Annotated in this window: 10 protein-coding genes and 2 pseudogenes; 7 read left to right on the forward strand and 5 right to left on the reverse strand. The window is 43.1% G+C overall.

Going from position 1 to position 14,146, the window contains the following annotated elements:
* Nucleotides 1-6 precede the first annotated feature (6 nt).
* The 4 genes and pseudogenes from ACYRY3_RS13720 to ACYRY3_RS13735 all read left to right on the forward strand — a co-directional run.
* Entirely contained in the window at nt 7-1,245 is a 1,239-nt protein-coding gene (locus ACYRY3_RS13720; RefSeq protein ID WP_460202208.1) for an ABC transporter ATP-binding protein, read from the forward strand.
* A 128-nt stretch (nt 1,246-1,373) separates the two neighbouring features.
* Complete coding sequence (locus tag ACYRY3_RS13725) at nt 1,374-1,919, forward strand: acyltransferase (RefSeq protein ID WP_460202209.1); 546 nt, start codon at nt 1,374-1,376, stop codon at nt 1,917-1,919.
* Nucleotides 1,916-2,323: a glycosyltransferase family A protein gene (locus tag ACYRY3_RS13730; RefSeq protein WP_460202210.1), complete on the forward strand. Its 408-nt coding sequence runs from the start codon at nt 1,916-1,918 to the stop codon at nt 2,321-2,323. The genes ACYRY3_RS13725 and ACYRY3_RS13730 overlap by 4 nt, the downstream gene beginning before the upstream one ends.
* Nucleotides 2,304-2,384, forward strand: a pseudogene (locus ACYRY3_RS13735) (histidine phosphatase family protein); the annotation flags it as partial. The gene ACYRY3_RS13730 and the pseudogene ACYRY3_RS13735, both read left to right, overlap by 20 nt.
* 8 nt (nt 2,385-2,392) lie before the next feature.
* On the opposite strand, the gene ACYRY3_RS13740 reads toward ACYRY3_RS13735, so the two are convergent.
* The 3 genes from ACYRY3_RS13740 to ACYRY3_RS13750 all read right to left on the reverse strand — a co-directional run bounded on the left by ACYRY3_RS13740 (nt 2,393) and on the right by ACYRY3_RS13750 (nt 5,273).
* Nucleotides 2,393-4,099 carry an ABC transporter ATP-binding protein/permease gene (locus tag ACYRY3_RS13740; protein WP_460202211.1) on the reverse strand — a complete coding sequence of 569 codons (1,707 nt, stop codon included), beginning with the start codon at nt 4,097-4,099 and terminating at the stop codon, nt 2,393-2,395.
* Nucleotides 4,100-4,310: 211 nt separating this feature from the next.
* Entirely contained in the window at nt 4,311-5,024 is a 714-nt protein-coding gene (locus ACYRY3_RS13745) for a glycine-rich domain-containing protein (RefSeq protein WP_460202212.1), read from the reverse strand.
* Nucleotides 5,025-5,039: 15 nt separating this feature from the next.
* The gene (locus tag ACYRY3_RS13750) at nt 5,040-5,273 is read right to left on the reverse strand and encodes a hypothetical protein (protein ID WP_460202213.1); all 234 of its coding nucleotides are present in this window, start codon (nt 5,271-5,273) and stop codon (nt 5,040-5,042) included.
* Nucleotides 5,274-5,551: 278 nt separating this feature from the next.
* Between ACYRY3_RS13750 and ACYRY3_RS13755 the strand changes: the two genes are divergently transcribed.
* Entirely contained in the window at nt 5,552-6,166 is a 615-nt protein-coding gene (locus ACYRY3_RS13755; RefSeq protein WP_460202214.1) for a hypothetical protein, read from the forward strand.
* 103 nt (nt 6,167-6,269) lie between these two features.
* Here ACYRY3_RS13755 and ACYRY3_RS13760 read toward each other — a convergent pair whose 3' ends face one another.
* Complete coding sequence (locus ACYRY3_RS13760) at nt 6,270-6,851, reverse strand: peptidoglycan-binding domain-containing protein (protein ID WP_460202215.1); 582 nt, start codon at nt 6,849-6,851, stop codon at nt 6,270-6,272.
* Between the two features lie 373 nt (nt 6,852-7,224).
* On the opposite strand from ACYRY3_RS13760, the gene ACYRY3_RS13765 reads away from it, so the two are divergent.
* A complete protein-coding gene (locus ACYRY3_RS13765) occupies nt 7,225-11,796 on the forward strand; it encodes a two-partner secretion domain-containing protein (RefSeq protein ID WP_460202216.1) in 4,572 nt (1,523 codons plus the stop codon).
* A 314-nt stretch (nt 11,797-12,110) separates the two neighbouring features.
* On the opposite strand, the pseudogene ACYRY3_RS13770 reads toward ACYRY3_RS13765, so the two are convergent.
* Nucleotides 12,111-13,529 (reverse strand): annotated as a pseudogene (locus tag ACYRY3_RS13770) (bifunctional aconitate hydratase 2/2-methylisocitrate dehydratase); the annotation flags it as partial.
* A gap of 284 nt (nt 13,530-13,813) precedes the next feature.
* Between ACYRY3_RS13770 and ACYRY3_RS13775 the strand changes: the two are divergent.
* Entirely contained in the window at nt 13,814-14,128 is a 315-nt protein-coding gene (locus ACYRY3_RS13775) for a 2Fe-2S iron-sulfur cluster-binding protein (protein WP_460202217.1), read from the forward strand.
* Nucleotides 14,129-14,146: the final 18 nt, after the last annotated feature.

Raw genomic sequence — 14,146 nt, forward strand, 5'->3', positions numbered from 1 at the left:
ACAACAGTGTCAGATACGATTATTAGAGTTGAGAATTTAGGCAAGAAGTATATTCTTGGGCATCAGCAGAAGGAGCGTTATACAGCGCTAAGGGATGTTATTACTCATCGTGCTAAGGCTGTATTAAAACCATTACGAAATCATGAATTTAACTTCCACAATTTTCGGGATGAGTTTTGGGCGCTGAAGGATGTTTCCTTTGAGATTAAGCAGGGCGATAGAGTTGGTATTATTGGTCGGAATGGTGCGGGTAAATCAACTTTACTGAAAATTTTAAGCCGGATTGTAGAGCAAACAACGGGCAGGATTTCAATTAAAGGGCGGGTATCGAGTCTATTGGAAGTAGGCACGGGTTTTCATCCAGAATTAACAGGACGAGAGAATATCTTTTTGAATGGTGCAATTCTAGGGATGAGCAAGGCAGAAATTAAACGTAAGTTTGATGAAATTGTCGATTTTGCTGAAGTTGAAAGGTTTTTAGATACGCCAGTTAAGCGTTATTCTTCAGGAATGTATGTACGGTTAGCATTTGCAGTAGCAGCACATTTAGAACCAGATATTTTGGTAGTAGATGAGGTGTTAGCGGTAGGGGATACTAAGTTTCAGCATAAGTGTTTGGGCAAAATGCAAGAAGTGAGTACAAAAGGGCGTACTATTCTCTTTGTTAGTCATAATAGCAGTGCAATAGCTAATCTTTGCGATCGCGGTATTCTTTTAGAGAAGGGAAGCTTAAGAGCAGATACAACAAGTATTCAAGCTTTGAGTCTCTATGCAAGCGAAATTAATAAACTCAGTTTTGTTGCTGATAATAAAAAAGAATATCCACATATTACTAAAGTCGAATTAAATCAAGATGATCTAATTCAAGGTGATTTCAAAGTTAGAGTCTACTTCGATTCTCCTTGGGAACTCGATCCCCCTCTAGTTGGAATTGTTGTTTATAACATTCATGGAACTCCATTATTTGGGATAAATACTTGGCTCGATCCTAAATTTCAACCTCAACGCTTGCGTTCTGGCACTGCTACTTTACTAGTGAAAAATTTGCCGTTACACTCTGGAACTTATAAAATTTCAATTTGGTTAGGAGAAAAAAATCAAAACTATGATTGCAAGCAGGACGCTCTGGCTTTTGATTTTATATCTCCTAATCCTTTACCACAAGGTCTTTCTGTAGATATTATCGGACCCTATAATGTTGTTGGTAGTTGGACTTTAAGTCCAAATCTCACACTTATCCTTTAACTATTTTCAATTATTCTTATGTCTATTTTTACTATATAAATTTTACTTTCTAAAAAGTATAAAATTGTTAAAATCAAATTTATTATTTTTAAATTATTTAATCAATTGTGAACGTGTTTTTTCGCTTTATGCTTAATCGTTATATTTGTGTTCAGCATAAATTGAGATTATTTATAGTTAGAAAACGGGGTGTCATAATTGATTCTTCATGCTCAATTGGTAAGAACGTAATTACTAGATTAGGTTATTACCAAAAGAGGAAGGGTAAAATTAAGATTGATACTAAGACACAAATATGCGATGGAACGATTTTAGATTGTTGGGGAGGAGAGATTGAAATTGGAGAAAACGTTTTTTTAGGTCCGTACACAGTTATTTACGGGCATGGTGATGTCAAGATAGGAAAAGATACTTTAATTGCAATGCATTGCCGAATTGTATCTTCCAATCATACTATTCCAGAGCAAAATATCTCAATTCGTTCCTGTCCAGATATGCTCTTGCCGGTGACAATTGGAGAAGATGTTTGGTTAGGTGCTGGTGTCACCATTTTAGGAGGGGTTACAGTAGGAAAGGGATGCGTTGTAGCTGCTGGTGCAGTGGTCACTAAAGATTTACCACCATATTCAGTAGCGATGGGTGTCCCAGCTCGAGTAGTGAGAACAAGACAATGAATACTAGTAGTTTAATCTCAGTCATTATTCCGACCCATAATCCAAATCTCATTCGATTGGAGAGAGTTCTTGATGCTTTACGAAAGCAACAACTACCTCACAGTTGTTGGGAACTGCTTATTGTAGATAATGCTTCAGACAATCCACAAATTTTTTCCAGCCTCGAGCTTTTATGGCATCCTACTGCTAGAGTGATTCGAGAAGAAAATTTGGGGTTAACACGAGCACGCCTAGCAGGTATTGAAGCAAGCCAGGGAAATTATCTGGTTTTTGTAGACGATGATAATATTCTCCACCCTGAATACTTAACACAGATAAACTTAATTTTTCAGCAAAATCCTAAGTTAGGAGCAATTGGTGGCAAGTCTCTACCAGAGTTTGAAGTGCAGTTTACTGGGGATTGATTTGGGGCGCTATCGCTATCGGGTGAATATTGTGGTCGCGTCGGTAAGTATGGTCAAATTCTTGAAACTTCACGCTTCAGCCACTGCTGATTGCTTGAGGAGCCAGTTTTGCTCTTCAGATAACTCCAATACTAATTGGTGGCGATCTACTAAGTTCGGGCGATGACCAACACTGATAAAAGTTGTGCCAGCTGTTTGCAAATGCTGATATAAGCCCTCTTCATTTTTCAGATCCAAAGCACTCGTCGCTTCATCTAAAATTGCATAAGGGGGTTTGTTGAGCAATATACGGGCGAAGGTAACGCGTTGTTGCTCTCCCAAAGATAGCACAGCCGCCCAATCTTGTTCTACATCAAAACCACCGTAGCGTTCATCCAAGTCAAACAGATTCACTTGTTGCAGTACTTGTTTGAGTTCAGAGTCATTAATCTCAACATCAGTATGGGGATAAAGTAACTGAGCGCGTAAGGTTCCTAAAATCATGTAAGGACGTTGCGGTAAAAATAGCATCTCATTCGGTTTTGGTCGTACAATGACACCAGTACCTACATTCCACAATCCGGCGATCGCACGTAGCAGAGAACTCTTTCCACAGCCAGAAGGTCCTGTAATCAACAGTCCTTGACCTGATGGCAACTCCACCGATAAATCCTTAATCAAAGTTCTTTGATTGTTTGGCGTTTGTAAGGTCAAGTTTTTGATAGCTAAACGGGAATCCTCTACTATATCAATAGTGGAAGTCTCACCTTGTTGCTGATTTTCTTGGGTTATGGATTCCAAGTACTCAGCAAAGCTGTAGAGACGGTCAATCCCCGCTCCAAAAGTCGCCAGAGACTGTAAGCGAGACACTATCACGTTTAACGAGAAAAATACCCGCACAAAAGCCCCTTGCGCTTCTGTAATTTTTCCTACCTCCATTTCCCCTGCAAAAACACTATGGGAAACAACCAGTGCTGGGATAATGAAGGGGATAAATTCATAAGCATTAGTCAAAACATTGAGATTGAGTTCCCAAAATATCAGTTGCTTAAAATTATCAAACGCCTCCATGAATTTGTTTTTTAGCTGGTTTGACTCCTGCTGTTCCCCCCGGTAAAAGGCGATTGATTCAGCATTTTCACGGATGCGAATTAAGCCAAAGCGAAAGTTAGCTTCTTTTTTCAGTTGCTCAAAATTGAGTTGAACTAGAGGTCTACCAAAAATTCCTGTGGTCAAAATTGTGCCAGCCAAGGCGTAAATGACTAGAAAAACAACCAGAGACTTGGATATTCCCCACAAAACTCCACTAAAAGCAATCACCTTAAGGAGAGCTCCTACAAAAACCAGCAAAAACTTGAGAGAATCTTGAGTAAAGCTTCTAATATCCTCAGCAATCCGCTGATCGGGATTGTCAATCTCCGTATTTGAGCTACTAAGGTTATAAAAAGCGCGATTGCTGAAGTAATTATCTAGAAAACTATTCGTAAGCCATTGTCGCCAGGAAAGACCGAGTCGGTCCTGCAAATAGTGGTAGCCAGCTAAAAGCGGTGCATAAAGCACCAGCACACCAATGAAAATCTGTATGGCTTTCGCAAATCTCGGCTCATCTTTGGCTGAAAGAGCAGAAATTAAAGCCCCCTGCTGGGCGTTAAGGACAACAGCAAGACCTGTGTACGCTAGTAACAGTAACGCACACAGCAACAGCAAACCCAGTGATGACCATTTTTCTGACCTCAACCAGTAGGGTTTGGCGATCGCCCAAAACCGTCTGAACAACTTCAAGTTAAATCTATCCATACACTCATTATGAACTACTCAGCCTTGGAGTTGCCTTGAGAACGGTGGGCAGTGCCCACCCTACGTCTTTCAGCCGTCTTTTTTGTAATTTTTTAGTAGGAAGGGCGATCGCAGTCAATTTGATTAGTGTAATATTCAACAACCTAACGTAAGTGTGCGAGGGAAGCAAACCTATAAGCTTTGATATAAACTTCTTGCAACCAGTTTTGTTTCATATATCATTTTTATTCGGAAGTCCCTCAGAGAAAAAACGTCGAATCTGCCGACCTAATTCATAAGCAAATGGTAAAGCCAAAATTGTCAAACAAAGATATATCCCAGGAAAATTAGCATATCCAAAACCAAAAAGCTTTCCTATGGCTGTTGGAGAAAATGGCATACACAGTATGAAGGCGATCGCTGAGGGTGATAAAAGGAAAATTTTGGTTTTTGGGTTAAGATGAAATTTTGGTACAATCCAGTTTTCCTGAGTATTGACCCGCTTAAAATGGATATCTCGACCAAAGCGAATGTGTGGTGGTGGCCAAATATCAGAGGGAGGAGTTTCCTCAAATATTGCTGTATAGCTAGCTAATGTTTGGGAATACCAATCATTAAATTTATCGTTTTCGCTCTTACCGCCAAGGGTAGGACCGTGATGCAGTGGGCTAAGCAATATTTTTGGGCAAAACTCCTCCCAGTAAGAATGGGTGTACAACAAGTGGAGATGCCAAACTTGGTCTACTTGATCTGATGGTGTAACTGGATGTCCGGCAGCAACAGCTAAAAAAGCAAACTTCTTATATTCAACAATGACTCGTTGAGCATACTCCATACTCCAACCATTTTCTCGTGCCAGTCTTTTACTAAAAGAAAAAGCGGCATTCGGGTCGTCTAAAGAAAAGCATAAGAGACGCTCTTTGAGTTTTGCAAGCTCAGGCTTCATCAAAACCTCCTAGTCTTAGCAACCACCGCCACAGCCTCCACCACCGCAGCCTCCACCACCGCAACCTCCACCATCGCCTCCACCATCGCTACTGCCACAGTCACTACTATCGCTACTACCCCAGCCTCCAATATCGCCACTCCACGAGCTGCTATTCGTATGACTGGTATTGCTACGTTTTTTGTTACTACCACTGCTTATACCAGCGAGAATAGCTGCGATTATTATCAGTCCAATAATTAACTCCATTTTGTCTCTCCTATTAAGAAATCAGCAGTCAAACACTTTCAGTAGTCTAGGAGGGTTAGCCCAACCTAAGGAACTGGCTTATAGCTGGCTCCTGTCTTCTTCAATACTTCAAAACCACGTATTCTCTTTTCGGAAAATATTAATTTCTTAAACTTTTATTTATTTGGGGTGGGCGTGGAGAAGACCTGAGTCTAGAGCTGCATATGTCAGGCAGCGCCAGAAATAGTTGCAAATAGAACTTATTTTACGATTTACAATCCGAACTAAGGTAAGTACTCATGAAAAAAGCTTTGATTGCTGCATCCACTCTATTTGCCAGTGTAGAAATTTTGACAGTGGTACATTTGCCTGTCATGGCGAGTGCCAAACCTATCGTTCAAGTGAGTCAAGCTGTACAAGAACCGCTTCCCCCTACCGCCACAATTCAATCTCCCACACCAGCCCTTGGGTTTGGTTTGGCAGATGGTACTCCTGTAAAAGTTAAATTCAAGCAGACGATTTCCTCTAAAACAGCTCGAGACAATGACCTGGTGGAGTTTGAAGTAGCTGAAAATGTTGTGGTGGATAATGTCGTCGTCATTGCTAAAGGCGCGATCGCAAAAGGCATAGTAACAAAAGCAAGACGCTCTGGAATGTTGGGTCGAAAAGGAAAGCTGAACATAGCGCTCAAAGAAGTCACTTTAGTGAGTGGCGAACGCGTTGCTATTCGAGCAGAGCAAAAAAGCGGCGGTGGGACATCTGGAGGAGTCATTGCCGCCGCTGCCGTACTAACTCCTCTCGCTTTACTGTTTAAAGGCAAGAATAGAACTTATGAAGCAGGTACTGAAGTTCAAGCTTTTGTGGATGGTAACTTTGCCCTCAACCGAAATAAGTTTAAAACAAATTTAAGGTAGAAAATTGCTACTTGCTCAGAGGAGTTGTCAATCCGTCAGAAGCCCCACGTCTCACCTTGTACTCAGGAGAGCGTGGGAGCAATGACCGGGTAATTGAAGCCCTTTACGAACAAAGAATGCCAGACCAGTCTTGATGTCCTCGACCTTGTTGGCACTTGTATTGCTCGCCTACCCAAATAATTTCCCACTTGTTTGAAGTGCGTTTTAATTCAATACGACGTCGTATCGCTCTGACTGAATCATCAGGCAATCCCACTATGGTGTGTACGATTATAGATGTGTCTCCTCTAGGAAATGCTGTGGGATATTCAATTGAAATTTCCTCTAACATTCTTCCTTCTTCTTCTTCGCGATCGCTAAACAACTGTACAGCCACAGACTTTGGAGAAGAGACTGTAATCTGGTTGGAAGAGATAAATTCTTGTACGTTAATTTCCCTAAAATTAGAACGTGGATTGTTCTGTTGCAACACTAACTGCAATTTAGACCACGTTTTCTCTCCTACAATGCCGTCTGCAACTAGTTGTTGCGATTTTTGAAAATTTATGACAGCAGCGAGTGTCTTTGCTCCAAAAATCCCATCAACAACATCCGAATAAAAATTGAGTTTTTTCAAACCTTCTTGTAACTTAACAACTTCCGCACCTTTTGACCCTTCCTTAAGTACAGCAGGAATAGCATTCATATATTTATCCTTTGTTGCTTGACTATATGCTGGTTGCTAATTTACCTTTACCTTTTGTTTGAATTCACTTTTGAACAAGTCCATTCCGGGCAGAGAAGTAAAAAATTTCCAAATTTTTCCAATCTCCTGGCTTGACAAGAGGCAAGCTCCTAGCAAGCTTTACAAGAATTTGCATTTGTGAGCCTTATTTTCGTTGACTTGTACTAGCTAGATGTAGACAGAATTATTAATGGTAATATGATTTTGAGTGCTAAATGCACAACTGCTGATATCTAGGATTGACTAACAACTGCTGTATATGCGGGGAAAGCCAGAAATAATTACGCACATAGCTTCAATACAACAAAGCCAACATAGCTACAAGCAAACTGTGATGAATCAAATCCAAACTTGGTTTCCATACTCCTTCATATGCAGCCTGATCCTATTTAGTAGCACAACTGCCCAAGCTCAGCTAATTCCCGATAATACTCTTGGAGCAGAAAATTCTCGCATCACGCCAAACGTGCAGATTCAAGGTGCAGCAGGAGATCGCATTGAAGGTGGTGCCCAACGTGGAGGCAACCTCTTTCACAGTTTTAGTCAGTTCAATGTCAATAATGGACAAAGAGTATATTTTGTCAACCCCAATGGCGTGCAAAATATACTCACAAGAGTAACGGGTGGGCAAATCTCAAATATCTTGGGAACGTTGGGTGTTGAAGGTAGCGCAAATCTATTCTTGCTCAATCCCAATGGGATTGTGTTTGGTCCTAATGCCCGATTGGAAATGGGTGGTTCCTTTGTTGCAAGTACGGCGAGTGCTATCAAATTTGCTGATGATACATTTTTCAGTGCAACGACACCTCAAAGTACACCTTTGCTAACTATCAACGTTCCTGTTGGTTTGCAATTCGGCACAAGTCCGGGAAGAATTGGCGTACAAGGGTCGGGTCATAATTTAACTTACGATCCCTTCACTGCAGGGACAATTCGATTTGATGTTCCGGGACTGCAAGTCAATCCAGGGAAAACTTTGGCACTTGTTGGCGGTGATGTGGTGTTAGAAGGCGGTAATTTGAGGGCAGAATCTGGACGAATTGAATTAGGAAGCGTAACCTCGCCCAGTTTAGTGAGTCTCACTGAAAATCAGTCTGGTTTTGCTTTAGGATATTCCGGAGTCAATAATTTCGGCAATATTCAACTCTCCCAAAAAGCCTCAGTTGATGCCAGTGGAGAGAGTGGAGGTTCCATTCAAGTGCAGGGGCGACAACTTTCAGTAAGAGATGGTTCATCGATTTTATCTATCACCTCTGGAACTCAACCAGGAGAAAGTTTTACTGTCAACGCTACTGAGTTGGTGGAACTCATTGGGGAATCAGCAGATGGTCAGTATGCTAGTAGTTTGTACACTGAATCTCAAAGCTCAGGTGCATCCGGAAACTTAAGAATTAATACAGGAAAGTTAATCGCCACTGATGGAGCTTATGTATCAACTTATATAGTTTCTTCTGGCAATGGAGGTAGTTTAACAGTCAACGCCAAGGATTCTGTTGAATTGATTGGGGTTGGTTTATTTAGAAGCGGTTTTTATACAGGGACGAGTCCTGGTAGTAGTGGGGATTCTGGGCAACTGACTGTAGAAACTGGGCGCTTAAACATCAAAAATGGTGGTCTAGTTTTTGCAAGTACTTCTGGGCAAGGTAATGCAGGAAATATCAATATTAATGTCAAAGATGAGGTCGCTATTACTGGCACTCAAGATGGAATTACGAGTACGATTTCTAGCAGTGTAGCTTCAGGAGCAACAGGTGATGGCGGTAACATTAATATCACATCAGGCTCCTTATCATTGAATGATAATGGTCTGTTAATTGCTAGCACTTCTGGTAACGGCGATGCAGGTAGCGTTTCTATTCAAGCTTCAGGTTCGGTCTTCCTAACAAATAGCGGCATTTACAGCTTTGTAGCAGAAAACGCTGTGGGCAATGGTGGTAGTGTTAAAATTCAAGCTGGTTCTTTCTCTCTCTTACGTGGTTCAGAAGTCAACACCAACACCCGATCGCAAGGAAATGCCGGTAAGATCGCAATCAATGCTCGTGAAACCATCGCTTTAGACGGTAGAAGCGATCGAATTTTCAGCCGTGTTACTAGTACTGTTAACTCCACAGGTAAAGGCACGGCAGGAGACATTGAGATTGTCACAGGTTCACTGAAAGTAACCAATAGAGCTTTTATTTCTAGCAGCACTGCAGGTATAGGCGACGCAGGGAACATCAGCATTGATGCCCGCGATTCCATTAGCTTTGATAATATTAGCTTTGCCGATACTGTGGTAACAGGTGTGGGCAAGGGAGGAGATATCAGGATCGCCACTGGAACTCTTTCGTTGAGTGGCGGGTCTCAACTGTCTGCCAACGTTCAAGGACAAGGGAACGCAGGTAATATTACTATTGATGCCCGCGATGCAATTAACTTAGATGGCATAACGAATATTGGAATTAGTAGCATCCAAAGCCAGATATTAACTGGAGGTATCGGTAAAGGAGGAGACATTCGGATCGCCACTGGGTCTCTATCTGTCACCAATGGTGCTCAATTAGGTGCTAACACCGATGGCAAGGGAAATGCAGGCAATATCACTATTAATGCCCGCGATACAGTGACTTTTGAAGGGACGGGAAGGAGCACTCTTGCAGGCAGAAATGAACTGTTCTTATCCAGTGAAGCAGGCAGCACTGTTGGCAGAAATGGTATAGGTAAGGGTGGAGATATTCGCATTAATGCCAGGGCGTTGTTTTTAAGAAATAGCGGTCAACTCAATGCCAATAGTTTTGGACAAGGCGATGCTGGTAACATCACTATTGATGTTGGTGATACAATAAGCTTTGACGGTGTGGGTAATAACGGTTTATTCAGTGGTGCCAACACTTTCGCAACTCAAGGCAATGGAGGCGATATCCAGCTGGCAACCGGAACCCTCTCTTTGACAAATGGTGGCAGGTTATCTACCTTCGCACGCAGAAATTCAGGCAAGATTACTATCAATGCTCGCGATGCAATTAACATTAATGGTGTGGGCAGCAACGGACTGTCTAGTGGTGCCTTCAGTTTCCTATTATCAGGAGGAAGTGAGGGTAAGGGGGGGGACATTGCGATCGCAACTGGTTCACTTTCTGTAACAAATGGCGCTCAAATCAATGCCAGCACAAGCGGGCGGGGAAATGGGGGCAATATCACCATTGATGCCCGTGATGCCATCGCCCTTAGCGGTACGGGGAGTAATGGATTATCTAGTGGCATCTTCAGTATTGTTGAATCTGGTGCTTTTGGTCAGGGTGGCAACGTTAGAGTCACAACTGGGTCTCTGTCTTTGAGCAATGGCGCTCAAATAAATTCTGGCACTGCCGGACAGGGGGACGGGGGCAACATCTTTGTTTTTGCAGATGACACCATCTCAATCGATAGCAGCTTTATTCAAGGTGCTGTGTTCCCTGGAGGAGTTGGTCAAGCCGGTAACATTGATATTCAGACATCTGGGATTTCGCTGGCAAATGGTGCAGCAATCAATTCAGTTTTATTTAGACCGTTTCGCGGTCTACCTGCGGCTAAAGGACGCGGAGGGAATATTCGTATCAACGCCTCTGATTCTCTCATTCTTTCTGGAGTGAATACTAGCGGAGAGTCTAGTGGAATCTTTACTTTAACAGACCGGGAGACATCGGGTTCAGCAGGAAGTATTGCGATCTCTACAGATAAGTTTGCAGTCAGAGATGGTGCGATTGTTTCTGCCCTCACCTCTAATTCTGATGACGGTGGCAATATTACAATTAACGCTCGTACCTTTGAAGCGATCGACGGCGGGCAAGTCAGTACCAACGCCCGCAGTCGTGGAAATGCTGGAACTATTCAACTTAATGTGACAGAAAGCGTGCTTTTAACAGGCAGCGATCCTAACTTTACCCAACGACTTGAGCAAGTGAGACAAAGACTGCAACAACCTGGAGAAACCGACCTGTTAAGTGATGTTGTTTTGAATGAAGGTTCTAGCAGTGGTATCTTCGCCAGCACAACTGCTGGTTCCACAGGGGAAGGTGGCAGCATCTTTATCGATCCCCCTGCAGTCACAATCCGAGATGGAGCAAAGATATCCGTTAACAGTGATGGAACAGGGGATGCGGGTAATATCGCGCTGCAAGCAGGAACACTCTTCCTTGACAATGGTGCGACCATTTCTGCTGAAACTGATGGCAGCCAAGGGGGTGACATTAATTTGCGGTTGGGACAATTGTTATTGCTGCGTCGTGGTAGTCAAATTTCTACTAATGCAGGTACCGACCAAGCGGGCGGTGATGGGGGTAACATCACTATCAATTCACCCTTCATTGTCTCTGTAGCTAGAGAAAATAATAATATCAGTGCTAATGCTTACAGAGGTAAAGGGGGAAATATCCGTATTAGTACTCAAGGTCTCTTTGGTATTGCAGCACGGCAGCAATCAACATCTGGAAGTGATATCACCGCTAGTTCTCAACTTGGCGTTCAGGGAGACATTGCGATCGAGCAACCCGAAGTACAGCAGAATCAAGAAATTGTAGAATTACCAGGACAAGTGCTTGATGCCAGTACCGAAGTTGCCCAAACTTGTTCCCGACGTGTTGGTTCCCGTTCATTAGGTGAGTTTTTCTTCACCGGACGCGGTAGTTTACCCCCTAACCCCCTCGAACCATTAGCAGGTACACCCGATCTCATTTCCTTGGCAACTTTGGATGGGGAAGTATCTGGGGATGCAGGGACTAGGGAGACTAGGGAGACAAAGGGACACAGGGACACAGGGAGTGTTGAAATTGTGGAAGCGCAGGGTTGGGTGAAAACTGCTGATGGTAAGATTGCTCTTGTTGCTCAAGCGCCCGAAGCAACACCGTATGCAGCCACCACCTCTGCAGTATGTCCTGTTCCAGATTAGACATTTCCAAAAAAGGACTTCCAAATAAAAAAATATCCAACTTTCTCTTGTGGTGCGGGCGTCTCGCCCGTCACGTTTTTGATACAAAGACTTTACTTTACAACCATAACAAGAAATCAGTGATTAAAATCGAGTCAGATTTAATCAAACCTATTTGATAGCTAATATGCTGGCCAGAATACGTCGTCTTTTAAGGCAATTTTTTAGTAAATCAAGAACAATCAACAATGAACCCCTCAATAAAGTGAGTTTGATTGTCATTATTTTAATTGATATATTTATCTTAATTAATGTTTTTACAGGACTGGATGATATGAGAAGAAGTCGGGCAGTTCTTTGTGAGTTTTGATATCAACTGGTTTGGGATACGCTGCTGTGTGACAGAAACTTTGCATGACTAAGTCAGCAGAAAAACCGAGACAAGCTAGTTCTTTTAACTCGTCGCGAGTCATGGGTCCGATGGTATCCTGAGAACCAACGGTTGTCATGATGGGTTCGCAGGATGTACCGGGACGGACACCAGGTAAACCGCAAGCTTTCCCCACCATTTTCTGGGCTAAGGTGTAGCCTTTGCCAGTGTCGATAGGTTGTCTGGGACGGGTGAATACTGTGCTGGGTTCTAAACCAAGGGCGAGTCTAGTTTTATCGGTGAGGGTACGTCCGATAAGCAGGGGAATGCGTCCACCAGCGCGGACTTCATCAAGGATGGTGTCTGGTTTGAGGGTGAAGGTAGCAATAACTTCGCCATCTTGGTTGGTGATTTCTCCTCTGTAGGGATAGATGGTAATCACCATCCCAGTTTCCATCTTTGTCACATCGCACTGGATGGGTAAAGCGCCTGCGTCTTCAGCGGTGTTGAAGAAAATGGGGGCGATGGTACCGCCTAGAATATACCCGCCCGATCGCTTGTTTGGTACATAGGGAATATCGTCTCCCATGTGCCATAACACTGAGTTGATTGCCGACTTCCGGGAGGAACCAGTACCAACTACATCCCCTACATAGGCTACAGGATTTCCTTTTTTCTTCAACTCGGCAATGGTTTGCAGCGCCCCAGGCATTCTGCTTTCTAACATTGCTAAAGCGTGTAAGGGAATATCCGGACGTGTGGTAGCCTGGGTTGCGGGGGATAAGTCGTCGGTATTTGTCTCACCAGGAACTTTGAAAACGGTGACGTTGATGAATTCTGGTAACGCCGGACGAGCAGTGAACCACTCGGCTTTTGCCCAAGACTCAATCACCTGTTTGGCAAAGGGATTGGTTTTGGATAATTCCAGAATATCGTGGAAGGCGTCATAAACTAACAGGGTTTTGCTTAATGCCTCTGCTGCGTATGCGGCGATGGGTTCCTTTCCTTGTCCCTTCATCACCAAAGGTGTTTCAGAAGATTCGGATAGGGATGTGGTGGGGGTTTGCAGTAGTTCGATTAAGGATTGGACGTTGTAGCCACCTACCATTGTCCCCAGCCACTGTACTGCTTGGATGGGTGAAATTAGGGGGCTGGTGATTTCCTTTTTAGCAATAGCGGTGAGAAACCCGGCTTTGACATAGGCTGCGGGATCGACCCCAGGTGAAACGCGATCGCGCAACAAATGCAGTAATGTCTCTTCTTCACCCGCAGGAGGATTTTTCAGTAATTCACATAGTTCGGATGTTTGTTGTGCATCCAGTGGTAGGGGGGGAATGCCTAGTGCGGCTCTTTCAATAACGTGTCTGCGGTATGATTCCAACATTCTGCTCTCCAGGTATTCAACCAAAAATTCCTTCCATGTTTACCATCATTCCCCACATTGGTGGAGAATTCGTCACTACAAGTGCGAGCGAGTGTGATTAATGTCCCGTGTGCGCCTTTTAGTTTAATTTTGTCTGGCAAGGACTTATAATTATCACTGGATAGTGGCTTTGCCAGCCAAGCTCTTTTAAGATAACTCTTTTGTTGGCTTTTCTTAATTGGGTTTCTGCCTATTCATAGGATAAAATATTTGACTTGTTTATTGCCAGTTCGCTGCTATTGTGTATGTCCAAAACCTACAAAGTTGAAATTATTCACCAAGGCAAAACTCAAACCTTGCAAGTTCCCGAAAATAAAACCATCTTATCAGTAGCTGATGCGGCTGGTTTGGAATTACCAAGTTCGTGCCATGCTGGTGTTTGCACCACCTGTGCTGCCCAAATTATCTCCGGAACTGTGGATCAAACGGATGGCATGGGAGTTAGCCCAGAACTTCAAAAACAGGGCTATGTCTTGCTTTGTGTGGCTTATCCTCGCTCGGATTTGAAAATTGAAACTGAGAAAGAGGAAATAGTTTATCAGTTGCAATTTGGTAAATAATGTAGAGACGCGGTATAT

The organism is Scytonema sp. NUACC21 (assembly GCF_054684315.1).